Source organism: Chromobacterium sp. CV08 (genome assembly GCF_051129845.1).
In the GTDB taxonomy this organism is placed as follows: Bacteria; Pseudomonadota; Gammaproteobacteria; order Burkholderiales; family Chromobacteriaceae; genus Chromobacterium.
This window is the reverse complement of sequence record NZ_CP150453.1, coordinates 527,453-550,573: the sequence shown is the minus strand read 5'-3', so window position 1 is coordinate 550,573 and position 23,121 is coordinate 527,453. Positions and strand designations below refer to the sequence as shown.

At 68.3% G+C, this 23,121-nt stretch carries 18 protein-coding genes and 1 other RNA gene; 3 read left to right on the top strand and 16 right to left on the bottom strand.

Going from position 1 to position 23,121, the window contains the following annotated elements:
- The first annotated feature begins 27 nt into the window (after positions 1–27).
- Complete coding sequence (locus WNM05_RS02645) at positions 28–1,008, top strand: lytic polysaccharide monooxygenase (RefSeq protein ID WP_434632260.1); 981 nt, start codon at positions 28–30, stop codon at positions 1,006–1,008.
- A 307-nt stretch (positions 1,009–1,315) separates the two neighbouring features.
- Positions 1,316–2,470, top strand: a complete 1,155-nt coding sequence (locus tag WNM05_RS02640; protein WP_434632258.1) for a lytic polysaccharide monooxygenase — start codon at positions 1,316–1,318, stop codon at positions 2,468–2,470.
- Positions 2,471–2,519: 49 nt separating this feature from the next.
- Here WNM05_RS02640 and yedA read toward each other — a convergent pair whose 3' ends face one another.
- The 10 genes from yedA to rnpB all read right to left on the bottom strand — a co-directional run bounded on the left by yedA (position 2,520) and on the right by rnpB (position 11,300).
- Positions 2,520–3,383, bottom strand: coding sequence for a drug/metabolite exporter YedA (yedA, locus tag WNM05_RS02635; RefSeq protein ID WP_434632256.1), 864 nt, complete (start codon positions 3,381–3,383; stop codon positions 2,520–2,522).
- 61 nt (positions 3,384–3,444) lie between these two features.
- Positions 3,445–4,113, bottom strand: coding sequence for a protein TolQ (gene tolQ, locus WNM05_RS02630; RefSeq protein WP_101710426.1), 669 nt, complete (start codon positions 4,111–4,113; stop codon positions 3,445–3,447).
- Positions 4,114–4,140: 27 nt separating this feature from the next.
- Complete coding sequence (locus tag WNM05_RS02625; RefSeq protein WP_434632254.1) at positions 4,141–4,722, bottom strand: L-threonylcarbamoyladenylate synthase; 582 nt, start codon at positions 4,720–4,722, stop codon at positions 4,141–4,143.
- A gap of 124 nt (positions 4,723–4,846) precedes the next feature.
- Complete coding sequence (locus WNM05_RS02620) at positions 4,847–5,068, bottom strand: hypothetical protein (RefSeq protein WP_434632253.1); 222 nt, start codon at positions 5,066–5,068, stop codon at positions 4,847–4,849.
- A gap of 131 nt (positions 5,069–5,199) precedes the next feature.
- Positions 5,200–6,204, bottom strand: a complete 1,005-nt coding sequence (gene galE, locus WNM05_RS02615; RefSeq protein ID WP_434632251.1) for a UDP-glucose 4-epimerase GalE — start codon at positions 6,202–6,204, stop codon at positions 5,200–5,202.
- Positions 6,205–6,318: 114 nt separating this feature from the next.
- Positions 6,319–7,596: a phosphoribosylamine--glycine ligase gene (gene purD, locus WNM05_RS02610; RefSeq protein ID WP_434632250.1), complete on the bottom strand. Its 1,278-nt coding sequence runs from the start codon at positions 7,594–7,596 to the stop codon at positions 6,319–6,321.
- 133 nt (positions 7,597–7,729) lie between these two features.
- On the bottom strand, positions 7,730–9,307 hold the full coding sequence (gene purH, locus WNM05_RS02605; RefSeq protein WP_434632248.1) for a bifunctional phosphoribosylaminoimidazolecarboxamide formyltransferase/IMP cyclohydrolase: 1,578 nt from the start codon (positions 9,305–9,307) through the stop codon (positions 7,730–7,732).
- 73 nt (positions 9,308–9,380) lie between these two features.
- Entirely contained in the window at positions 9,381–9,617 is a 237-nt protein-coding gene (locus WNM05_RS02600; protein ID WP_011134100.1) for a helix-turn-helix domain-containing protein, read from the bottom strand.
- A 50-nt stretch (positions 9,618–9,667) separates the two neighbouring features.
- Positions 9,668–10,726 (bottom strand): tRNA dihydrouridine synthase DusB, encoded by a 1,059-nt coding sequence (gene dusB / locus WNM05_RS02595; RefSeq protein WP_434632246.1) that lies wholly within the window; start codon positions 10,724–10,726, stop codon positions 9,668–9,670.
- Positions 10,727–10,849: 123 nt separating this feature from the next.
- Positions 10,850–11,300: RNase P RNA component class A (gene rnpB, locus WNM05_RS02590), an RNA gene on the bottom strand.
- A gap of 106 nt (positions 11,301–11,406) precedes the next feature.
- Here rnpB and WNM05_RS02585 point away from each other — a divergent pair.
- The gene (locus tag WNM05_RS02585; protein WP_434632245.1) at positions 11,407–14,562 is read left to right on the top strand and encodes a bifunctional diguanylate cyclase/phosphodiesterase; all 3,156 of its coding nucleotides are present in this window, start codon (positions 11,407–11,409) and stop codon (positions 14,560–14,562) included.
- Between the two features lie 7 nt (positions 14,563–14,569).
- On the opposite strand, the gene WNM05_RS02580 is transcribed toward WNM05_RS02585, so the two are convergent.
- The 6 genes from WNM05_RS02580 to WNM05_RS02555 all read right to left on the bottom strand — a co-directional run bounded on the left by WNM05_RS02580 (position 14,570) and on the right by WNM05_RS02555 (position 23,034).
- Positions 14,570–15,508 carry an FUSC family protein gene (locus tag WNM05_RS02580; RefSeq protein ID WP_434632243.1) on the bottom strand — a complete coding sequence of 313 codons (939 nt, stop codon included), beginning with the start codon at positions 15,506–15,508 and terminating at the stop codon, positions 14,570–14,572.
- The gene (locus WNM05_RS02575) at positions 15,508–16,080 is read right to left on the bottom strand and encodes a cysteine hydrolase family protein (RefSeq protein ID WP_434632242.1); all 573 of its coding nucleotides are present in this window, start codon (positions 16,078–16,080) and stop codon (positions 15,508–15,510) included. Before WNM05_RS02575 ends, WNM05_RS02580 begins: the two co-directional genes overlap by 1 nt.
- A gap of 34 nt (positions 16,081–16,114) precedes the next feature.
- Positions 16,115–16,549, bottom strand: coding sequence for a MarR family winged helix-turn-helix transcriptional regulator (locus WNM05_RS02570; protein WP_434632240.1), 435 nt, complete (start codon positions 16,547–16,549; stop codon positions 16,115–16,117).
- Between the two features lie 86 nt (positions 16,550–16,635).
- Positions 16,636–20,451 carry a translocation/assembly module TamB domain-containing protein gene (locus WNM05_RS02565; protein ID WP_434632239.1) on the bottom strand — a complete coding sequence of 1,272 codons (3,816 nt, stop codon included), beginning with the start codon at positions 20,449–20,451 and terminating at the stop codon, positions 16,636–16,638.
- Between the two features lie 13 nt (positions 20,452–20,464).
- Entirely contained in the window at positions 20,465–22,252 is a 1,788-nt protein-coding gene (locus WNM05_RS02560; protein ID WP_434632237.1) for an autotransporter assembly complex protein TamA, read from the bottom strand.
- 125 nt (positions 22,253–22,377) lie between these two features.
- Positions 22,378–23,034 carry an HAD family hydrolase gene (locus tag WNM05_RS02555; RefSeq protein ID WP_434632235.1) on the bottom strand — a complete coding sequence of 219 codons (657 nt, stop codon included), beginning with the start codon at positions 23,032–23,034 and terminating at the stop codon, positions 22,378–22,380.
- Between the last annotated feature and the right edge of the window lie 87 nt (positions 23,035–23,121).

Sequence of the window (23,121 nt, the reverse complement as noted above, 5' to 3'; positions counted from 1 at the left end):
TTGGCATCGATAGACAAAGGAGTGATCATGAAACGGCATTGGCATCTTCCCCTCACCATGGCCCTGAGTTGCCTGAACGCTCCGCTGTGGGCCCACGGCACGATGGAAATTCCGGTCAACCGCGTCTACAGCTGCTACCTGGAAGGCCCGGAAGCGCCGAAGTCGGCCGCCTGCCAGGAAGCCAGGCGCATCGGCGGCGCCCAGGCGATGTACGACTGGAACGCCATCAACCAGACCCCTTACGGCGACAACCATCAGGCGGCGGTGCCGGACGGCACGCTGTGCGGCGGCGGCAAGTCCGAGTTCAAGGGTTTCAATCTGGCCCGCAGCGACTGGCGCAGCACGCCCATCGTGCCGGACGCCGCCGGCGAGTACGAGTTCGTCTACAAGGCCACCTCCCCGCACGCCACCAAGTACTTCCGGTTCTACGTCACCCGGAACGGATGGAACCCGACGATGCCGCTGAGGTGGTCGGACCTGCAGCTGTTCGGCAGCTATAACGGCAACCCGCCGCAGGACGCCGGCAGGCGTTACCACATGACGATGAAGCTGCCGACCGGCAAGACCGGCCAGCACATCATCTTCGTCGTCTGGAAGCGCTCCGACAGCGAAGAGGCGTTCTACTCCTGTTCCGACGTCCGTTTCAGCAACGATACCGGACTGCCGCTGAGCAATCCGTGGCGGGAAATCGGCGACATCATCGCGCACGAGAACCTGCCGGCCGGCAGCAGCGTCACGCTGCGCGTATTCGACAACCGGGGCCACGATGCCGAGCGGCACCGCGTCGAGCTGGACGCCGTCGCCGGCCTCGCGAGCAATTGGCCGTACAAGCTGGCGCAGAAAGTCAACGCCGCCTCCAAGGCCGTACGCATCGGCATGATCAGCCAGCGGCAACGCATCGTGCACATCACGCCGGTGCGCAGCGTCACCGCCAACCGCGTCTACCTGAACGACGGCTACAAGGGCTACAGCTATGCGCTGGACGTGAACAGCGGCGGCGCCAGATAGATCGCACGCCCGGAGCCGCCGCCGGCGGCTCCGGCTTTAACGCCGCCCGACGGTCCGGGCCGTCCCATCGGGTCCCCGCCTCCGATCCCACATCAATACCACTTATGCCGCCGCCGGACAGGCAGAAAGCCGCAAGGCCCGAGCGGACAGGTCAAACGACAAGCGGTTTTTGCCACAATACCCCTTGCAGCTGAATTGGTATTAATGCCGATTCGTAAACTTAAATTTAAATATTAAATCGGATTTTAAATCATTGCCCAATTCGGTTGATGATGCGCTTGCATACCACTAGCAAAGAGGAGTCCACATGAAACGGCATTGGCATCTTCCCATCACCCTGACTCTGAGCTGCCTGAGCGCCCCGCTATGGGCCCACGGCACGATGGAGGTACCGATCAACCGCGTCTACAGTTGCTTCCAGGAGGGGCCGGAGGCGCCGAAGACGGCCGCCTGCCAGGAAGCCAAACGCGTCGGCGGCACCCAGGCGATGTACGACTGGAACGGCATCAACCAGAATCCCTCCGGCGACAACCACCAGGCGGTGGTGCCGGACGGCACGCTGTGCGGCGGCGGCAAGGCCGAGTTCAAAGGCTTCAACCTGGCCCGCAGCGACTGGCGCACGACCAGCATCGTGCCGGACGCCAACGGCAATTTCGAATTCATCTACAACGCCACCGCGCCGCACGCCACCAAGTACTTCAAGTTCTACGTCACCCGGAACGGCTGGAATCCGGCGATGCCGCTGAAATGGTCCGATCTGGAGCTGTTCGGCACCGTCAACGGCAATCCGCAGATGGACGCCAACAAGCGCTACCACATGACGATGAAGCTGCCGACCGGCAAGACCGGCCAGCACATCATCTTCAATGTCTGGAAGCGCGCCGACAGCGAGGAGGCGTTCTATTCATGCTCCGACGTCCGCTTCGGCAACGGCAGCACCCCGTCGGAACCGCCGCCGATGGCCAATCCGTGGAAGGAGATAGGCAATGTCGCCGCGCGCGAAAACCTGCCGGCCGGCAGCAGCGCCACGCTGCGCGTGTTCGACGGCCAGGGCCGCGACGCCGAGAAGCACAGCGTCGCGCTGAACGCCGTCGCCGGCCAGGCCGCCAACTGGCCGTACGAACTGGCGCTCAAGGTCAACGCCGCGTCCAAGTCCATCCGCATCGGCGTGATGAGCCAGCAGCAACGCGCCGTCACCATCGCGCCGGTCCGCGACGCCACCGCCAACCGCGTCTATCTGAACGACAGCTACAAGGGCTACCACTACACGGTGGACCTGAAGAAGGGCGACGGCGGCACGACGCCGCCCGCCGGCGACACCTGGAAGGAAGGCGCGAAGTACAGCCAGGGCCAGGTGGTCAGCTACCAGGGCCGGCAGTACCGCTGCCTGCAACCGCACACCGCCTGGGCCGGCGCCGGCTGGACGCCGTCCAGCCAGCCTTCGCTGTGGCAGCCGGTCTGATCACCGTCCCGTCGTCAGAAAAACGCCGCCCCGCGGCGTTTTTCTCGTCTCAGCGCCGCCAGCTGATCAACACCACCGCCGTGACGATGACCACCATGGCCAGCATTTCGTGCACGCCGACCTGCTCGCCCAGGAACACCGCGCCCAGCAGCACGGCGATCACCGGATTGACGTAGGCGTAGCTGGTCGCCGCCGCCGCCGACACCGTCTTCAGCAGATACAGATAGGCGCTGTAGCCTATCATCGAGCCGAACACCGTCAGATACAGCAGCGCGGCCCAGCCCTCGGCGCCGGGCCACGCCGCCAGCCGCTCGCCGACGACCCAGCTGGAGGCGATCAGCGCCAGGCCGCCGAAGATCATCGTCCAGGCGCTGCCCATCGCGCCGGACGGCTGCGGCAGCCTCTTGCTCCAGGCCGAGCCCAGCGCCCAGCCGGCCGAGGCCAGCAGCAGCAGCAGCGCGCCCTCCGGACTGGCGCGCAGGCTGGAACCCAGGTTCAGCAGCACGATGCCGACCACGCCCAGCGCCATGCCGGCCCATTCCAGCGGTCGCGACTTGTGGCCGAACAGGCGGGCGAACAGCAAGGTGAACAGCGGCACCGTCGCGATCACCAGCGCCGCCACGCCGGACGACACCTCGCGCTCGGCCATCGTCACCAGGCCATTGCCTATCGCCGGCATCAGCACGCCCAGCAGCGCCGCGCCGCCCAGCTGGCGCGCGTTCGGCCACGGCGTCCGCCGCCACGCGAGATAGACCAGCACCAGGCTGCCGGCCAGCAGAAAACGCATGCCGGCCATCAACAGCGGCGGCCAGGACTCGACGCCTATGCGTATGACCAGATAGGTGGACCCCCAGACGAAATAGAGGGCGAGGAAAGCGGCCAGCGTAAGCGGCGCGAGGCGTGAAAAAGGCATGGCTCAGTCCGTGGATTACGAACCGGAACCATGCCGTATGCAAGCCGAAACGGCAAGTCTCTTAACGGGTCACCAAGCGCTGCAGGATGTTGGAGAACTCTTCCATATAGGTGTCGAAGCGCGTGGCCAGACGATCGACGTCGGTCGCGAAGCGGTTGTAGGCGACGACGGCCGGAATCGCCGCGAACAGGCCGATGGCGGTGGCCACCAGCGCCTCGGCGATGCCGGGCGCCACCGTGCTCAGCGTGGCCTGGCCGGCGTTCCCCAGACCGATGAAGGCGTGCATGATGCCCCATACCGTGCCGAACAGGCCGATATAGGGGCTGACCGAGCCGACCGTGGCCAGGAAGGAGGTATGGCTGTCCAGCGCGTCCAGCTCTCGCTGCGCCGCCGCCCGCATCGCCCGGCGCGAGCCGTCCATGATGTCGGACAGCTCGGCGCCGTTACGGCCGCGCAGCTTCAGGAATTCGGCGAAGCCGGACTGGAAGATGCGCTCCATGCCGGCGGTGTCGCTGCGGCGGCAGACGTCCTCGTACAGCCGGTTCAGATCGGCGCCGCCCCAGAAATTGCGCTCGAACTCCTCGCTGTGGCGCTTGGCCGAACGCAGCACCGCCACCTTGTTGAAGATCAGCGCCCACGACAGCAGCGAGGTCAGCGCCAGTCCGGCCATCACCAGCTGCACCATCAGGCTGGCGTTCAGGATCAAGCTGATGAAAGAAATCTGTTGCACGTCTTTTTCCTCAGGTTCACATGCGGCCTAGCGCAAAACGCGGCCGCTTTCCAGATCGATGATGGTCGACGGCTTGCGCCGTTTGCCGATGCGGCCGGGCAAGGTCAACACCTTGTTGTCGAAAGCCTGGCGACAGGCCCGCGCGGTCTTCAGCGACTTCTGCCCGGCGCGGTTGGCCGAGGTGGACACCAGCGCCGTGCCGAGCGCCCGGCACAGGGCCGCCGCCTCGCCGTGCGCCGTCACCCGCACCGCGATCTTGCTGTGCCGGCCGCGCAGGGCCGGGGGCACCCGCCGCGACGCCGGCAGCAAAAAGGTATATGGACCCGGCCAGTAGCGCGCCAGTTCCGCGCGCTGCGCCGCCGGCAGCGGCTTGACCAGGTGGCGGATCTGCGAGAAATCGGCGGCGATGACGATCAGTCCCTTGTGATTGGGCCGCGCCTTGATCGCCAGCACCCGCCGTATCGCGCGGCTGTCCAGCGGACGGCAGCCCAGGCCATAGCAGGATTCGGTGGCGTAGGCGACGACGCCGCCGACGCGCAGCTGTTTGCGGGCACGCTGCTGCAGACGGCTGCCGGGCAGGCGCGGCAACGGACCGGAACCGGACTTCATGATGAATCGGCCAACTCTTGAGAATAAACGGAAGCGGCCATTGTAGCGGCAACGGCGCGGGGCGGGAAATGCGGGCGCCGGAATCGGGGTCGGAAGGTCATCCGACTCCGGCGTCGAACGACGATCAATGCAACAACAGGTCTTCGTGGTCTTCCGGCGGGTCTTCCGGCGCCGGGCGCCAGGCATAGCAACGCGGCGGCGCGCCGGCATCGGCGCCGAACTGTCTCAGCCAATAGGCCAGGCGGCACCAGCAACGTTTCTCATGGCTCAGGAAGCGCAGCAGCCGGCTGCGGCTTCCAGGCTCCGGGTCGGCCGGCAGGCCCTGATCGGTCATCAATGCGGACATGGCTTCATCGCTCCGGATCGGGTTACGGAATCGCTCCACACCCCGCACTGTAGCGCCGCCGGCATCAAGACCCCGCTGAAAAAGCGCCCGTCCGCGTCAATTTTCCATAAAAACCGGCGCCCGGCCCGCGCTCACGGATAACCGGCCGGATTCCGGCTCTGCCAGCGCCAGCTGTCGCGGCACATCTCCTCCAGCCCCTTCTGGGCCGTCCAGCCCAGCAGCCGCTCGGCGGCGGCCGGATCGGCCCAGCATTCGGCGACGTCGCCGGGACGGCGCGCGACGATCTCGTGCGGCACCGCCACCTGGTTGACCCGCTCGAAGGTCTTCACCATGTCCAGCACCGAATAGCCCTTGCCGGTGCCCAGGTTCGCCGTCAACAGGCCGGCCTGCCGCGCCAGCGCCTCCACCGCCTTCAGATGCCCGGCGGCCAGGTCCTCGACGTGGATGTAGTCGCGCACGCCGGTGCCGTCATGCGTCGGGTAGTCGTCGCCGAACACCTGCAGCCGGGGCCGCTGGCCGCTGGCCACCTGGGTGATGAAGGGCATCAGATTATTGGGCATGCCGTTCGGGTCTTCGCCGATGTCGCCGCTTTCGTGCGCGCCTATCGGGTTGAAATAGCGCAGCAGCGCGATGCGCCAGTCCGGCTCCGCCTTGGCGAAATCGCGCAGCATGTCCTCGACGATCAGCTTGCTGCGGCCGTAGGGATTGGTGGCCGACAGCGGGAAATCCTCGGTGATCGGCGTGCTGGCCGGATTGCCGTAGACGGTGGCGGAGGAGCTGAACACCAGCCGGTTCACGCCATGGCGCTTCATCGCGCGCAGCAGCGCCAGCGTGCCGCCGACATTGTTCTCGTAATACTCCAGCGGCTTGGCCACCGACTCGCCGACCGCCTTCAGACCGGCGAAATGGATGACAGTCTGGACGGGATGGCCGAAGGCCTCGTTCAGCGCCGCCTCGTCGCGGATGTCGCCGTTGATGAAAGTCAGCGTCCTGCCGGCCAGTTTCTGCACCCGGCGCAGCGCCTCTTCCTTGCTGTTGCACAGATTGTCCAGCACCACCAGCTCATGGCCGGCTTCCAGCAATTTCACGCAAGTATGGCTGCCGATGTAGCCGGCGCCGCCCGTTACCAGAATCATCGTGCTTTCCCGTTTGTCGTCGCTTGATGGCCCACATTGTAGGGGCGGCGGGAAAAGCCTGTCCAAAGCAAAACGGCGCCGATGGCGCCGTTTTGCCCTCAAGCGGGTCCCGCCTCAGTGCTTGCGGCCTATCGCGCGCGCGCCGATGTCGCGGCGATACTGCTTGCCGGCGAACTCGATGGCGTCGGCCAGCTGGTAGGCCTTGCCCTGCGCCATCCTGACGCTGTCGCCCAGTCCCACCGCGCACAGGACGCGGCCGCCGCTGCTTCGCAACTGCTGCTGCTCGTCCAGGACCGTGCCGGCATGGAAGACGATGCCGTCGTCGCTCTCCGCCGGAATGCCGTGCACGACGTCGCCCTTTCTCGGCGCGTCGGGATAGCCGGCGGCGGCCAGCACCACGCCCAGCGCGACGCGGCGGTCCCACTCGGCCTCCACCTTGTCGAGCCTGGCGTTGACGCCGGCCTCCAGCAGCACGGTGAAGTCGGTCTTCAGCCGCGCCATGATGGGCTGGGTTTCCGGATCGCCGAAGCGGCAGTTGAACTCGATCACCCTGGGATGGCCGTCGTCGTCTATCATCAGGCCGGCGTACAGGAAGCCGGTGTACGGATGGCCGTCCTTCTTCATGCCCTGCACCACCGGCTGGATGATTTCGCGCATTACGCGGTTGTGCACCGCCGGCGTCACCACCGGCGCCGGGCTGTAGGCGCCCATGCCACCGGTGTTCGGCCCCTGGTCGTTGTCCAGCAGCCGCTTGTGGTCCTGGCTGGTGGCCATCGGCAGCACATGCTCGCCGTCCACCATCACGATGAAGCTGGCCTCCTCGCCGACGAGGAAATCCTCGATCACGACGCGGCTGCCGGCCTCGCCCATCTTGTTGCCCAGCAGCATGTCGTCGATGGCGGCATGCGCCTCGCCCAGCGTCATCGCCACCACCACGCCCTTGCCGGCGGCCAGGCCGTCGGCCTTGATCACGATGGGCGCGCCCTTGCCGTCGACGTAGGCGTGCGCGGCGGCGGCGTCGGTGAAGGTCTGGTAGCCGGCGGTCGGGATGCCGTGGCGCTGCATGAAGGCCTTGGCGAAGTCCTTGGAGCTTTCCAGCTGCGCGCAGTACTGCGTCGGACCGAACACCTTCAGGCCCTCGTTGCGGAAGGCGTCGACGACGCCGGCGGCCAGCGGCGCCTCGGGGCCGACGACGGTCAGGTCTATCTTCTCCTCCCTGGCGAAGGCCAGCCACTCGGCCACGCCGTTGGCGGGGATATTGCTCAGATTCGCATCCAGCGCGGTTCCGGCGTTGCCCGGCGCGACAAACACCTTGGACACGCGCTTCGATTTGGCGATGCGCCAGGCCAGCGCGTGCTCGCGGCCGCCGGAGCCGATCACGAGAACTTTCATCGGGTTCTTATCCTATTCTGGACGGACGGGGCCGCTGGGCCGCCGCCGTCGGTTGGCGCCTACTTGAATAGCATAGCGCCAAGTCGGTTTCATTACCGCCGCGCCGGCGGCGCGGCGGCGAATCGAGGCCCGCTCAGTGGCGGAAATGGCGCACGCCGGTCAATACCAGCGCGATGCCGTGCTCGTCGGCGGCGGCGAAGACCTCCTCGTCGCGCATCGAGCCGCCCGGCTGGATGATGGCCTTGATGCCCTGCTCGGCGATCACGTCTATGCCGTCGCGGAACGGGAAGAAGGCGTCCGACGCCGCCACCGCGCCGGCGAGGCTGAGCCCGGCGTCCTGTGCCTTTCGCGCGGCGATGCGGGTGGAGTCGACGCGGCTCATCTGGCCGGCGCCGATGCCGGCGGTCTGGCCATCCTTGCAGAACACGATGGCGTTGGACTTGACGAACTTGGCCACGCGCCAGGCGAACAGCAGGTCCGACATCTCCTGCGGCGTCGGCTGGCGCTTGCTGACCACGCGCAGCTCGTCCAGGCCCACATTGCGGATGTCCGGCGTCTGCACCAGCACGCCGCCGCCGACGCGCTTCAGCTCGAAGCGGTTGGCGCCGGCTTCCAGCGGGATCTCCAGCACGCGGACGTTCTTCTTCGCCGCGATCAGCGCCCTGGCCTCGTCGCTGAAGGCCGGGGCGATCAGCACTTCCAGGAACTGGCCGGTCACGGCCTCGACCGTCGCCGCGTCCACCGGACGGTTGAAGGCGATGATGCCGCCGAAGGCGCTGGTGGTGTCGGTGGCGAAGGCCAGCTTGTAGGCGGCGAGCGTGTCCGGACCGACGGCGACGCCGCACGGATTGGCGTGCTTGACGATGACGCAGGCGGTCTGCTCGAAGGTCTTCACCGCCTCCCAGGCGGCGTCGGCGTCGGCGATGTTGTTGTACGACAGTTCCTTGCCCTGCAGCTGCCGGTAGTGGGCGATGCTGCCGGCGGCCGGATCGAGGTCGCGGTAGAAGGCGGCGGCCTGATGCGGGTTCTCGCCGTAGCGCATGTCCTGCACCTTGACGAACTGGGCGTTCAGACGGTTCGGGAAGGCGACGCGTTCCGGCTTGCCGGCCACGACGCCGTCGGCCAGGCTGGTCAGATAGTTGGAGATCGCGCCGTCGTAGGCGGCGGTGTGGGTGAAGGCCTTCTTGGCCAGCTCGAAGCGGGTGACTTTGGCCAGCTTGCCGCCGTTGGCTTTCAGCTCGGCCGCCAGCGCCGGGTAATCGGCGCTGTCGGTGACGATGGCGACGTGGGCCCAGTTCTTGGCGGCGGAGCGCACCATGGTCGGGCCGCCGATGTCGATGTTCTCGATCGCATCCTCCAGCAAACAGTCCGGATTGGCGATGGTGGCTTCGAACGGGTAGAGGTTGACGCAGACCAGATCGATGTTGCCGATGCCGTGTTCGGCCATGGTGGCGACGTGCTCGGGCAGGTCGCGGCGGCCCAGGATGCCGCCATGCACCTTAGGATGCAGCGTCTTGACGCGGCCGTCCAGCATTTCCGGGAAGCCGGTGTAATCGGACACCTCGGTCACCGGCAGGCCGGCTTCCAGCAGCAGCTTGGCGGTACCGCCGGTGGACAGGATGTGCACGCCCAGGGCGGACAGCTCCCTGGCGAATTCCAGCACACCGTTCTTGTCGGACACGCTGATCAGCGCTCGTTCGATCTTGGTCATGTTTCTCTACCGCTTTGGCTATGGATAAACACAAAAAAAACCGGCCACCCTGTTACGGTGTGGCCGGTTATCTTCAAATCAAATCATACGACTTCATCTTCTTGCGCAGCGTGTTGCGGTTCAATCCCAGCAACTCCGCCGCCCTGGTCTGGTTGCCCTGCGTGTGTATCAGCACCACCTCCAGCAACGGCTTCTCGACACAGGCGAGCACCATGTCGTAGATCGCCGACGGCGCCTCGCCGTCCAGGTCGCGGAAATACTGCTCCATCGCCAGCCTCACCGACTGCGAGATGTGATCGTTGTTTTGCATATTGTTATTTGGTGTCCAGATATCTTCGGTCCCCGGAAAGCCGGCGCGCGTCAGGCGCAGCCTGCCTCTCCCTCGGCGCCGGCTTCGCCGCCGCCGTCCATCCTGTCCTCATCCTCGACTACGTAGCTTAGACGATCATCCACTCCGCCCAGCAGGCCGAAATACTCGCCGACCGCCCGCCGCTGCTCGTCGGTGCTTTCCAGCTTGTACATCTGCTGGCGGAAGGCGTTGCCGCCGGCCAGCCCCTTCGTATACCAGGCGATGTGCTTGCGGGCGATGCGGCAGCCCGAATACTCGCCGTAGAAACGGTACAGCTCGTCCAGATGGCCCAGCATCAGCTCGCGGATCTCGCCGACGGTCGGCGGCGGCAGCATCTCGCCGGTCTCCAGGTAGTGCTGGATCTCGCGGAAGATCCACGGCCGGCCCTGCGCCGCGCGGCCTATCATGATGGCGTCGGCTCCGGTGTACTCCAGGACGCTGCGCGCCTTGGCCGGTGAATCGATGTCGCCGTTGGCCACCACCGGGATCGACACCGCCTGCTTGACGGCGCGTATCGTGTCGTACTCGGCCTCGCCGCGGTACATGTCCTCGCGGGTGCGGCCGTGCAGCGCCAGCGCGGCGATGCCGGCCTCTTCGGCCATCTTCGCCACCGTCAACGCCGTCTTCAGCTCGCGGCTCCAGCCGGTGCGGGTCTTCAGCGTCACCGGCACGTCCACCGCCTTCACCACCGCCTCCAGGATGCGGCCGACGTTGTCCAGGTCGCGCAGCAGCGCCGAGCCCGCCGCCACATTGCACACCTTCTTCGCCGGACACCCCATATTGATGTCTATGATCTGCGCGCCGTGCTCGACATTGAGCCGGGCCGCCTCGGCCAGCATCCCCGGTTCGCCGCCGGCGATCTGCACGACGATGGGTTCGACCTCGCCCTCGTGGTCGGCCCGTCGCAGCGTCTTCGTCGTGGTCCACAGCGCCTTGTTGGCGGTGATCATCTCCGACACCGCCATTCCGGCCCCCAGCCGTTTGCACAGCATGCGGAACGGCCTGTCCGTCACCCCGGCCATCGGTGCGACGATCAGCCGGTTTTTCAGTTGGTACGGTCCTATCTGCATGACAAATAAATTACGGGTAATGGCTGGGAAGGGTCGGTATTGTATAGCGATTCGCTGCGGCAGGGAAAATTTTTTGCTTATTTTTTAGGCAGCGCCGATAGCCGGGAATAATCGGCGGGAAGAAGTGGAAGTCAGTCGATAAGCCGGGTTCTGTCGTTGGACAATCATTCCTCTAGGCCTGCCGTTGCCGACAGGCTCAAGCAACCTACCCGGGGACAACGCGAGCCACGTTAGCGCCCCCCTATTTGGTCTTGCTCCGGATGGGGTTTAGCCTGCCGTCCGTGTCGCCACGTCCGCGGTGCGCTCTTACCGCGAGCGGGTTGCCCCGCCCGTCCGGGCCGGCTCTCGCCTCCCGGTACACCTTTTCACCCTTGCCTGTGCCGTCCGGCCTGGTTGCCCAGACCGGATGAAGACCGATCGACCTTGCGGTCGGCCGGTCCGGCCATCGGCGGTTCCGCTCTCTGTTCCACTTTCCGTCGCCTCTCGGCGCCCGGCCGTTAGCCGGCATCCTGCTCTGCGGAGCCCGGACTTTCCTCCCCGCCCTCGCGGGCGCGGCGATTGTCTGACTGACTTCCGGGCGCGATTTTAACGGAAATCCGATGGCCCTGCCCGACAATTTTTCATGACATTCAGGATAATCCCGTATACTGATCATCCCTTTTCGAAGTCCCGAGACCGTGATGGAGTTGAACCAAGCCAGGCTGTCGCGCTTGCAGCTGTTCGGCACCCTGGCCATCGTGTTTGCGCTGGCCCTCACGCTGGCCAGCTATTTTCTGATGATGAGCTGGCACGACTTCCAGTCGGGACGACAAAACATCGAGCAAGAGGCCGCCGCCCGCGCGCGCGACAGCCTGCAAGGCTACACCGACCACGCCGCGCTGCTGCTGGCGGCACTGCGCGAGCGGACCAACGACACCATGCGCCACCAGCTGCGCGAACAGGTGGACCAGGCCTGGAGCCTGGCCGAAGCCATCTGGCGCCGCGAGCATGCCAGGCTGGGGCCGGAGAGGACGCGGCGGCTGATCGTCGAGGCCCTGCGCCCGCTGCGCTATTTCGACGGCCGCGGCTATTTCTTCATCGACACGCTCGACGGCCGCTGCGTGCTGCTGCCGACGGCGCCGGAGCGCGAGGGACGGTCGCTGCTGGACAATCGCGACGACCGCGGCCGGCGCATCATGCAGAACCTGCTCGACTCGGTGGCCGGCGCCGACGGCCGCGGCTTCTCCTCCTACCGCTGGTACCTGCCCGGCAGCGCGCAGATGGACGACAAGATCACCTATGCCCGCCGCTTCCCCCATTACCGCTGGCTGATAGGAAGCGGCGAATACATCAGCAACGTCGAGGCCGCATTGCAGCAGCAGGGCCTGGACACGCTGGCGCGGATGCGGCTGTCGCCGGGCGGCGGCGAGATGACCATCATAGACCGCCAGGGCATCATCCGGCTGTCGCCGGGGCGGCCGTCTCTGGTGGGCCGCTCCTACCGCACGCTGCCGGCTGCCGAGCGCGCGCGCATGCTGCAGCTGATCCAGCAGGGCCGGCGCGGCGGCTTCGTCGAATACAGCCGCCAGGACGAGGCCGGCCTGCCCGCCGAATCCTACCTCGCCTACGCCAGGCAGCTGCCTGGCTGGGACTGGACGCTGGTCACCAGCCTGCGGGTGCAGGCGATACAGGACGACGGCCTGCGCGCCGCGCAGCGGCTGCGCGGCCGGCTGGCCGAGCGCATCGTCACCACGCTGGGCATGACGCTGGTGGCGATGCTGTGCGCCGGCTTGTTCTGCTGGTATTTCGTGCGATGGGTCGGCGCGCTGGTGCGGCGCTATCAGCGCGATCTGGCGCAGAGCCATCTGTCGCTGAAGGAACAGGCGCGCGAGCTGAGGCTCAGCCACTTCATGATCGACAACGCCACCGACCTGGTGGCGCTGCAGAACCGCCGCGGCGAGATGGTGTACTGCAATCTGGCGCTGAGGCAATTGCCCGGACTGGCGCCGAAGCTGTTTCTGCACCCGCCCGGCGCCTTCCCGCTGACTTTCGAGATCCGCCACGGCGAGGCCGAGGCCGAACGCTACCTCGAGGTCACCGTCAACCAGCTGCAATACGAGGGCGAGCGCTATCTGTGCGCGACCGCGCGCGACATCAGCGGCCGCCGCCAGACCGAGCGCCAGCTGAGGCTGGCGGCCCAGGTCTTCGAATCCAGCAACGAGGCGATACTGATCTCGGACCCGGACAACCGCATCCTGACCGTCAACCGCGCCTTCTGCCACATCACCGGCTACGCCGAAGACGAGGTGCTGGGCCGCAAGCCGTCGCTGCTGTATTCCGGCCGCCACGATCCGGCCTTCTTCCAGCAGATGTGGCTGGCGCTGGGCCAGCGCGGCCAGTGGGCCGGCGAAATCTGGAACCAGCGCAAGAACGGCGAGCACTTCCCCTGCTGGGTCAATATCAGCGTGCTGCAGGACGCCCAGGGCGCCGTCAGCCACTTCGTCGCGCTGTTCACCGACATCTCCGAGCGCAAGGAGCAGGAGGCGCGGGTGCAGCACATGGCCGAATACGACGCGCTGACCGACCTGCCGAACCGCGTGCTGGTCAACGACAGGCTGCACCAGGCGATACGCCAGGCCGAGCTGCAGCACAACCAGCTGGCGGTGCTCTTCGTCGATCTGGATCATTTCAAGAACATCAACGACACGCTGGGCCACAGCGCCGGCGACGAACTGTTGAAGGAAGTGGCGCGGCGGCTGGCCGGCTCGGTGCGCGGCCTGGACACCGTCGGCCGCACCGGCGGCGACGAGTTCGTGCTGATCCTGCCGGCGATCAACCAGCCCGGCGAGGCGGCGCAGATCGCCGAACGCATCCTGCGCACGATGCAGCAGCCGTTCCAGATCGGCGAGCATGCGCTGGTGGTCGGCTGCAGCATAGGCATCAGCCTGATGCCGGACGACGGCAGCGACATCCAGACGCTGCTGATGAACGCAGACCTGGCGATGTATCACGCCAAGGCGCACGGCCGCAACACTTTCCGCTTCTACGCCCGCGAGATGAACGCCCAGGTGGCCGAGCGGCTGCTGATGGAAAACCGGCTGCGGCGGGCGATGGAGCAGGAGCAGCTGTACCTGGTCTACCAGCCGCAATACGACATGGCCGGACAGCGGCTGCTGGGCTGCGAGGCGCTGCTGCGCTGGCGCGACCCGGACGAGGGACTGATCATGCCGAGCCGCTTCATCCCGGTGGCCGAGGACACCGGCCTGATCGTGCCGCTGGGCCGCTGGGTGCTGAACCAGGCCTGCGAGCAGGCCAGCCGCTGGCTGCGGGCCGGCCTCGGGCCGATACGCGTCGCCGTCAATGTCTCCGCCCACCAGCTGATGCGCCACGACTTCATCGACGACGTCCGCGACGCCTTGCAGAAGCACGCGCTGCCGGGCCACTGCCTGGAGCTGGAGGTGACCGAGAGCACGCTGATGTCGGACGCCGACCTCGCCTCGCGCCAGCTGGCGGTGATCAAGGCGATGGGCGTCAGGCTGTCGGTCGACGACTTCGGCACCGGCTATTCCAGCCTGGCCTATCTGAAGCGCTTCGCGCCGGACACGGTGAAGATAGACCGCTCCTTCATCAGCGATCTGCCCGGCGACGAGGAGAACGCCGCCATCGTCAGCGCCATCGTCCACCTGGCCGGCGCGCTGGGCATGGAGACGCTGGCCGAGGGCGTCGAGAGCGAGGGCCAGCAGCGCTTCCTGAAGGGCCTGGGCTGCGAGGCGATGCAGGGCTATCTGTTGGGATCGCCGCTGGCCGAGGACATGATGACGCGGCGGCTGGAGGAACAGCAGGCGGAGCCGGCCTGAACGTCCGCTAACGCGCCGCCAGCCACTGGCCGACGGCCAGCACCGCCAGCACCAGCGCCGCCGCCAGGCCGACATCGAACAGGCGCAGCGCCGCGGCTCCGCCTATCAGGCTCAGATGGGCGGCCGCCAGCGCGCTGCGCGCGGCGAAACCGGGCCGATAGGCGCGGAACAAGGCCAGCGTCAGCATCGCCGCCGCGCCCAGCGACATCAACCATTCGGGAGACGGGCTCAGCGCAAGCGCCAGCAGCATGCCGGCCGGCACGCCGATCAGGGCGCCGCTGCAACGCTGCCAGCACTTGTCGCGTATCGCGGACAGGCCGCCGACGCAGACGCTGGCGCCGGACCAGACCAGCCATTGGCCGCAGGACAGCTGGAAATGCGCGGCCAGCCAGGCCAGCAGGCCGACGCAGACGAAGGCGACGCCGGTCCGCGGCGCGGCGCCCGGCTTGTCCGGCGGCGCGTCGCAGCGCCCGGCCCGCGCGTGCAGCAGCCAGGCGGCCAGCGCGCCGGCCGCCAGCCACGGCATCGCCGACAGCCATTCGCCGACGCCGGGTCCGCCCGGCCGCGCCGCCTCGCAACCGAGATAGAGCGCCGGAATGAAAGTGAAATTGGCGGCGGAGCGCCAGCGCGCCTGCCGCGCCCCCATCCGGCCCCCGACCTCGGCGGCCGCGCCGCAGGCCAGCGCGAAGGCGGCCGGCCAGCGCCACAGCCCGGCCAGGACCAGACAGCCCGACAGCGCCAGGCCGGCCTGGACCGCGGCGCCTCGTCGGCCCAGCCGGCCGCGCTCCATCGCCATCAGGCAGCACACCGCCAGCATGCCGCCCTGCAATGCCGCCTCGCCGCCGCCGGCCAGCGCCGCCAGCAGCGCCGGCAGGATCAGCGCCGACACCCGCGCGGCCAGATAGGCGTCGCAGTGTTCGGCCCACAACCGGCGCAGCGCGGCCATCACAGCGCTTCCAGCTGCTCCTGCGACACGATGTCGGCGATCGCCGCCAGCTGCCGCATCGACGCGCGGTGCTCGTCCTCGTCGGCGGCCGCGCAGGCCGGCTCCAGCACCACGACGCGGTAATCGCGGTCATGCGCGTCGCGCGCCGCCGCCTGTACCGCCCAGGTGCTGCTGACGCCGGCGACCACCAGCCGTTCTATGCCGTGCGCGCGCAGCACCGCCTCCAGCGCGGTGGCGTAGAACGGGCTGACGCGGTGCTTGACCACGACGGCGTCCTCGGCGCGCACGTCCAGCTCCGGATGGAAGGCGGTGCCGTCCCCCTGCAGGTTCAGCGCCTGGAACTGGCCGGCGCGGCTGAATATCGGCGAGCCTTGCGGCATTTCGACATAGGACGGTGAAAAGCCCACCTTGACGTGTATCACCAGCCACTGCCGCTCGCGCGCCAGCGCGATGCCGCGGTTGGCGGCGGCCAGCGCGCCGCGCTCGGCGACGTGACCGGCGCAGCGGGCGATGCGCCCTTGCGGCGCGACGATGTCGTTGATGTAGTCCAGCGTCAGCAGTGCGGTTTTCATGCTTGTTCCTTTACGGGCGGATAGGGGGCGGAACTCATTCCATCGCGGCCAGCCGCTCCAGCACGTCGCCGGCCAGCAGCAGCGCGGCGCGCTCGTCGGCGCTCAGCTGCTGCAGGCCTCGTTGCAGCCAGCCGTCGCGCAGCTGGCGGTTGCGGCGCAACACGGCCTGGCCGGCCTCGGTCAGGCCGACGCGGACGCGGCGGCCGTCGCGCGGATCGGAATGGCGTCGTATCAGCTCGGCGGCGGCCAGCTCGCGCAATGCGCTGGCCAGGTTGGAGGAGCGCATATTCTCCTTGCGCGCCAGCTCGGTCGGCGTGATGTCGCCGCCGGCGCGGTCTATCGCGCCCAGCACCGCCAACAGGCCGAACGGCAGCGTGTCCTGGCTGGCCTGGCGGCGCAGCCGGCGCACCATGGTCATCAGCTGTTGCCGCAGCCGGGTGGCTTCGGCGGTGGAAATCGTCTCGTTCATTTTGCTATTCTTACATAGCTATATAAACATAGCAATATGGCGCGGCGGCGCCGGTCATGCCGCCGTCCCGCCCGGGACGGCGGCGCTTAATCGAAACGCAGGGTGTAGCGCGACTCGGCCGACATCGCGGTGCCGGCGCGCAGAATCACCGACCAGCCCTTGGACAGCTGGTAGGCGAGCTTGACCGCCTGGTCGGCGCTGGTGATGCCGTATTCGTAACCGAGGTAGAGCTCGCGCGTCAGCTGGCGCCCCACCGTCACCACCTGCTCCGCCGGGCTGACGGTGCCGTTGGCCAGCGTCCTCTCCTTGCGGCTGGACACGCCCAGATCGTCGAACAGGCCGAGGTGGTCGTTCAGCGAGCCGGCCAGCATCATGCCGGCCGAGGCCGCCAGGTCGCTGTTGTCCCGGTCGCCGCTGGCCGGCCGGCCCAGCACCAGCCAGGCCAGCTTGTCCTTGTCCGACATCGGCTCGTCGGTGATCAGCCTGACCTTGGGCGCGGCCACCGAGCCGCTGACCTCGACGCCGGCGCCGACCGGGGACAGCCGCCGCTTGGCCTGCACGTTCAGCAAGGGATTGTCGAGCGGGCCGTTGAAGGTGATGGCGCCGAAAGTGATGTCCAGGTCCTGGCCGTAGGCCTTGTAGCGGCCGCGATCCACCTTGACCTGGCCCTTGGCCGCCGGCGCCTCGCCCGGATTGGCGCTGACATGGACCAGGCCGGACAGCTCGACGTTCAGGCCCTGGCCCGAGAAGCGGAAGCGCTCGCCCAGGTCGAGATCCAGCGCCACCGTCAGCGGCATGCTGGCGAAGGCCGACGGCTCGGTCGCCGGGCGGCCGACGACGACGACGTCGGGACCCAGATCCGGCGCCCCCTGCTTAGGCAGGCCGACGCGGCCCTGGTCCGCGCGTATCCGTCCGCTCAGCGACAGCTTGCCGCCGACGAAGGCGAGTTCGCTCTGGCCTGACACCACCAGCCGGCGGTTGGGCTTGTCGAACACGCTGAAGCGCTGCAAGGCCACCGTGACGCGCGCATCGGGCTGGATGCCGCTGAGATCCAGCGAGCCGCTGGCATTGACGTCGCCCTGGCCGCTGACGAAACGCAGTTGCTGCAAGGTCAGCCGGCGGCCGTCTACCCGCGCCGCCAGGCTGCCGTCGGCCAGCGTGATGCCGGTGCGGCGGTCGGCCAGCTTCAGCTGCCCGCCGCGTATCTGGCCCAGCGCCTGCGGCGCCGCCAACGGACCGCTGAGCTCCAGGCTGGCCGACAGCTGGCCGCCCAGCTCCAGGCCCGGTCCGGCCAGCTCGGCGAAGGTGGACAGCGCCGGCAGGCTGGCGCGCAGGCTGCCGGCCAGCGGCGTGCGGCCGTCGATATGGCCGCCGTTCCACGGCAGGCTGCCCTGACCCTGGGCCTGGGCGAAGCGGCTGTCCAGATTGACGTCGAAAGCCAGTTGCCGGCCGTCGAGGCGCAACTCGACCCTGGCCGTCTTCAGGCCCAGCATCGCGCGGCGTCCGTTCTCCAACGGCAGCTGCACGTCGCCGCCGCTGCGCCACACCGCCAGCTGCCCGCTGCCGGCCGGGCTCAGGCTCCAGTCGGCGTCGAACTGCAGGTTCTGCTCGACCGGCAGCTTCAGCCACGGGCCCAGCTCGGCCAGCTTCAGGCCGCGGGCGTTGCCGCGGCCGCTGAGCGCGCCGCCGGTCTGCCGCGTCAGATCGTCCAGATTCAGATTGCCGCCCAGCAGCGCCAGCCGGGTCGCGCCCAGCTTCAGCTGGCCGTCGGCGCCTATCGCCAGCGCCGCCGGCGCCAGCAGGCTCAGCGCCGGCTTGCCGGACAGTTCCAGCTGCCGCACGCTGCCCTGCCAGCCCTTGCTCGGCGTCAGGCCGCCGCCGGCGGCCAGTTGCAGCCGATAGGCCTGATCGTTCAGGTGGAAGCGGCCGTCCAACTGCAGATCGTGGCGGGCGCGGGTCCCGCCGGCGCTGGCGTGCAGCTGCTCGGCGCGCAGACCGCCGGCCTGCAGCGCCGCCACGTCCAGGCTCAGCCGGAACGGGCTGGCCTGGTCGGCCTTGATATTGCCGGCGAATTGCAAGGACTGCAGGGCCACGCCGCCCGGCAGCCGCAAGCGGTCGGCTTGCAGCCTGGCGTCCAGCAACGGCGCCGCCGGCACGCCGGCCAGCTCGCCCTGGCCGCGCACGGCGCCGGCGAAACCCGGTCCCAGCAAGGAAAGATTGGGCGCGCTGATCGCCAGCTTCAGCTTGTCGCCGGCGACGCCGTAGCTGCCGCTGGCCTGCAGGCGGTTGTCGGCCAGCTTCAGGTCCAGCATCAGCTGCTTCAGCCGCCTGGCGTCCAGCAGCACATTGGCGTTGCCGGACAGCGGCGCGCCGGACAGGCGGCTGGGCGCGAACTGCAGCTTGGCGCCGACCTCGATGGGCTCGGCCAGCTGGCCGGCCATTTTCAGCGTCGCGTTCAGATCGCCCTTCGGCAGACTGTCGCGCAGCCGCGACGGGTCGGCGCGGCTGAGCTTGCCGTTCAATTCGAACAACTGGCGGCCCGACAGGCCCAGCTTGCCGTTGACGCTGACCGCGCCGCCGCCGGCCGACAGCTCCAGCTTCCTCAGCTGCAGCGCCGGCTGCTTGCCGCCGACCAGCTCGGCCTGCGCGTCGGCCTGCAGCAGCTTGCCCTTCAGCTGGGCGGAAAAATGCGGCTCGGCCAGCGATCCGTCGATGCCGATGCGGCCGCCGATGACGTCGTCCGGCGCCTCGGCGTGCAACTGGCGCAACGCCAGCTGGCTCAGATCCAGCGCCAGCTTGACGCGGTCCGGCTTCAGCTCGCCGGCAAGGCCGATGTGGCCGCCGGCCAGCTCGGCGCGGCTATCGTACAACTCCAGCGCCTGGCCGTCGCTGCGGAACTGGCCGACCAGCAGCGACAACGGCAGCTTCTGCGCCGACAACGGTCCCGGCTCGGTATTGACCAGGGTCAGACCGCCCTTGATGCGCTGGCCGGCGTCCGGCTCGGCGAACACCGCGAAGCTCAGCCGCCCCTTGGGCCAGCCGGGCAGGATGGCCTGCGGATTGATGTTGCCGACGCGGGCGTCCAGCCGCGCCAGCCGGTTGAAGGCGCTGGCCTCGAACGGCCTGAGCGCGCCGGTCACGTCGACGCTGAGGCCCTGGCCGTCCATCTGGCCGGAGAAGGCCGGTTTCAGCAGATTGCCGCTCAGGTCCAGCCGCGCCTTCACCGCCACCTGCTCCAGCTCGCCGCTGGCCATCAGCTGGCCGGACAGGGCGAACGGCGATGCCGCGGCCAGGTTCAGGCCGGCGCGCGCGCCGCCCCACGGCGTGTCCAGCCGGCGCAGCTCGACGCGGTGGCTGGCGCCGTCGTAGCGGTAGCCGGCGCTGAGCCGGTACAGGCTGATATGGGCCGGCTCCAGCGTCAGGCTGGCCAGCGACAACTCGGCCACGCTGACCTTCAGCGGCAGGGCCAGCGAGGCCGGCGCCTGCGGCGGCGCGCTCGGCGACTCCGGCTGCGGCCGGCTCAACACCCGCACATGGCCGATGGCCAGGCGGTCTATCGCCAGTTCGCCGCGCCACAGCGCCGCCGGTCGCCAGGCCAGCCGCAGCGATTCGATGTCCACATCGTCGGCGCCGCCGCGGACGCGGATGTCGCGCAGCGCGAAGCCGCGCCACAGCGAGCCCTCGGTCGCGCCGACGGCCAGCCGGCCGCCGCTCAGTTCGGCCGCCGTCCGCAGCGCCCAGGCGAAGCCGGCCGAGCTGGCGCCGAGCCAGCCCAGCGCCGCCAGCAGCAGCGCCAAGGCGAGGGCCAGCGCGGCGAGGACGCGCCGCCCCCGGCGGCGCGGCGGCGGCGGAGCCTGTTCTGGCGCCGGGTGGTCGGGAATCGGTTTCAGGTCTTCGCTCATGATAGGCAGCGGTCTAGAAAGCCAGGCCCAGGCTGAGATTCCAGCGGATCTTGCCGTCGCTGTCGGCCTTGGCGATATCGAATGACAACGGCGCCACCGGGCTCATCCAGCGCACGCCGACGCCGTTGCCGTGCATGGCCTGGAAACCCTTCCAGCTGTCGGCGGCGTTGCCCATGTCGCTGAACAGCGCGAAATACCAGTCCGGCTTGATCGGGATCTGGTACTCGACGCTGCCTGTGGCCACGACGCGGCCGCCCAGCACCGAACCGTTGGGACCGGGCAAGCCCAGGCTCTGGTAGTCGTAGCCGCGCACGCTGTTGGCGCCGCCGGCGCGGAACAGCAGCGCGGTCGGCACCTCGGCGCCGTCGCGCGCCCAGACCTGGCCCAGCTCCAGCCGGGCGACAAAGGTGCCGTACTTCGGATACGGCGACCAATAGCCGACCGCGCGGCCGTAGGCGCGGACCATCGAGGTCGACGAGGCCAGCGCGCCCATCGAGCCGGACAGCTGGCCGTCCAGCAGATAGCCGTTGCGCGGCCGCATCGCGTCGTCGACGGCGCGCTGGGTCCAGCCGTAGACCAGCTGGGTGACGTGGGTGTCGCGTGAGATGACGCCGCCGGCCTCCTCGCTTTCCTTCAGGAACCCCACCCCCATCCGCGCCTCGATATTGCCGCGGCTGCGGATGCGCCAGACGCCGGCGTCCACGGTATTGGTCTTCAGGCCCTGCACCGTTTCCGATTTGAACGAGCTGGTGATCGAGTGGGAATAGCCGTCGGTGCCGCGCGGGAAGCCCAGGCCGAAGCTGACCGTCTGCTGCTCGCGCTTCCAGTCCACCAGCGCCGAGCCGGTCCAGCCCTGCCGGAACAGATTGTAGTGGTCGTAGCCGACGCGCACGCCGGGTCCGACCTCGGAGTCGTAGATCAGGCCGAGTTCCAGCTTCTTCTTCGGCAGCTCCACCACGTCCACCGTCACCGGCACGCGGTTGTCGGCGATATGGTCGAAATCGGCGCTGACGATGACCGACGAGAATTGCGGCGACTGGTCCAGCGCCGACTGGTAGGCCAAGAGCTTGTCCTGCTGGTACGGCGAGCCGGGGTTGAAGTCGGCCATGCCCAGCGCCAGCTTTTCCGGATAGCGCTTCAGGCCGTTGACGGTGACCTTGCCGAAACGGATCAGCGGACCGCTGTCCACCGTGACCTCCAGCGTCGCGCGGCCGCTGGCCGGATCGATGCGCGCCTCGCTGTTCGCGATGCGCGCCCTGGGAAAGCGGTCGGCCTGCACCTTGCGCAGGATCACGCGCTTGCTGACGTCCCAATCTTCCTGCCGGTACGGCGCACCGATAGGCAGCGACCACGCCTCCAGCACCTGGGCCAGCCTTTGCTGGTAATCGCTCTCTTGGCGGATGTCGCCGTTCAGCCGGATCACGACATCGTCGATCAGCACCGGCTCGCCGGGTTTGACCACGATGCGCACGCGGTGGCCGGCATCCTCGGCCGCCTCCACCTTGGCCTTGAAATAACCCTCGGTCTCCAGCAGCTTGCGCGCGTCGTCGGGCGCGCTCTTGATCATGCTGTCCAGCCAGCCCTGGTCGATGTCGGGGTCGTTCTGCTCGCTGACCAGCTCCAGATTGTCGCGCAGCAACTGCGCCAGCCTGGACGGCGCGTCTATCTCCACCGTGTAGTCCAGCCCGGCGCGCGCCTGCGCCGCCAGCAGGCAGCCGGCCAGCGCCAGCAGCCGCAGGCTCCGGGCGGAGCGGCGGCAAGGCGCGGACGGACGCGGCGGCATGAAGGAAACGCTTGGCATGATCCGATTCGTTGGGGAATGCTGCATGGTAACGGAAGTCGCCCGGGCTGGCGACGGCAAACGCGTGTGGCACAAGGGACTTGTGACAAGGCCGGCATGGCGATAGTTCGCCGTCGGCGAACAGATCATCGGCAAGGCGCCCCGCGCAGCCGCGCCGGCAGATCGGCCATGTCGGCGAACACCCGCTCCGCCCCGGCCTCCAGCAGGCGGGTCGACGGTGTCAGCGCGGCATAGCCCCACACCGTCATGCCGGCGGCGACGCCGGCGCGCACACCGGTCGGCGTATCCTCTATCACCAGGCAGCGGGCGGGATCGGCGTCCAGGCTGCGCGCCGCGTGCAGAAACACATCCGGCGCCGGCTTAGGCGCGGCCACGTCCGCCGCGCTGAACAGCCGGCCCCCGCAGCGCGGCAACAGGCCGGTCAGCCTCAGCGTGGCGCGCATCTTGTCGTGGCCGCCGTTGGAGGCGACGCAGTAGGGCAGCGGCAGCGCGTCCAACATCGCCGGCACGCCCGGCACCGCCTTCAACTCAGACGCCAGCGCCGCCTGGCAGCGCCGGCGGTAATCGGCCTCGAAGGCCGGCGGCGGCGCCTTGCCCAGCATTTCTGCGATCAGAGCCAGGCACTGCGCCATGGCCAGGCCGACGAAACGCTCGAACATGTCGTCCAGCGTCACCGGCAGGCCCAGCTCGTTCAGCATGCGCGCGAAGACGGCGTTGGTGATGCGCTCGCTGTCCACCAGCACGCCGTCGCAATCGAAAATCACCAGCTCGAATCGGGACATCGGGCGCTCTCGGCAAAAGCGGGATTATGCCATTGAAATCACGGCTCGGCGCTGACAAGCGCCCGGCGCCAGGGATGATGTTCCAGC

Excerpts from the sequence above, each read along its gene's own strand:
- WNM05_RS02575 (WP_434632242.1), bottom strand. The coding sequence starts at position 16,080 with ATGAAAACCGCACTGCTGACGCTGGACTACATCAACGACATCGTCGCG.
- galE (WP_434632251.1), bottom strand. The coding sequence starts at position 6,204 with ATGATTCTGGTAACGGGCGGCGCCGGCTACATCGGCAGCCATACTTGC.
- WNM05_RS02555 (WP_434632235.1), bottom strand. The coding sequence starts at position 23,034 with ATGTCCCGATTCGAGCTGGTGATTTTCGATTGCGACGGCGTGCTGGTG.
- yedA (WP_434632256.1), bottom strand. The coding sequence starts at position 3,383 with ATGCCTTTTTCACGCCTCGCGCCGCTTACGCTGGCCGCTTTCCTCGCC.
- WNM05_RS02620 (WP_434632253.1), bottom strand. The coding sequence starts at position 5,068 with ATGTCCGCATTGATGACCGATCAGGGCCTGCCGGCCGACCCGGAGCCT.
- WNM05_RS02640 (WP_434632258.1), top strand. The coding sequence starts at position 1,316 with ATGAAACGGCATTGGCATCTTCCCATCACCCTGACTCTGAGCTGCCTG.
- WNM05_RS02565 (WP_434632239.1), bottom strand. The coding sequence starts at position 20,451 with ATGAGCGAAGACCTGAAACCGATTCCCGACCACCCGGCGCCAGAACAG.
- WNM05_RS02600 (WP_011134100.1), bottom strand. The coding sequence starts at position 9,617 with ATGCAAAACAACGATCACATCTCGCAGTCGGTGAGGCTGGCGATGGAG.
- WNM05_RS02585 (WP_434632245.1), top strand. The coding sequence starts at position 11,407 with ATGGAGTTGAACCAAGCCAGGCTGTCGCGCTTGCAGCTGTTCGGCACC.
- WNM05_RS02570 (WP_434632240.1), bottom strand. The coding sequence starts at position 16,549 with ATGAACGAGACGATTTCCACCGCCGAAGCCACCCGGCTGCGGCAACAG.
- WNM05_RS02560 (WP_434632237.1), bottom strand. The coding sequence starts at position 22,252 with ATGCCAAGCGTTTCCTTCATGCCGCCGCGTCCGTCCGCGCCTTGCCGC.
- WNM05_RS02645 (WP_434632260.1), top strand. The coding sequence starts at position 28 with ATGAAACGGCATTGGCATCTTCCCCTCACCATGGCCCTGAGTTGCCTG.
- dusB (WP_434632246.1), bottom strand. The coding sequence starts at position 10,726 with ATGCAGATAGGACCGTACCAACTGAAAAACCGGCTGATCGTCGCACCG.
- purD (WP_434632250.1), bottom strand. The coding sequence starts at position 7,596 with ATGAAAGTTCTCGTGATCGGCTCCGGCGGCCGCGAGCACGCGCTGGCC.
- WNM05_RS02625 (WP_434632254.1), bottom strand. The coding sequence starts at position 4,722 with ATGAAGTCCGGTTCCGGTCCGTTGCCGCGCCTGCCCGGCAGCCGTCTG.
- WNM05_RS02580 (WP_434632243.1), bottom strand. The coding sequence starts at position 15,508 with ATGGCCGCGCTGCGCCGGTTGTGGGCCGAACACTGCGACGCCTATCTG.
- purH (WP_434632248.1), bottom strand. The coding sequence starts at position 9,307 with ATGACCAAGATCGAACGAGCGCTGATCAGCGTGTCCGACAAGAACGGT.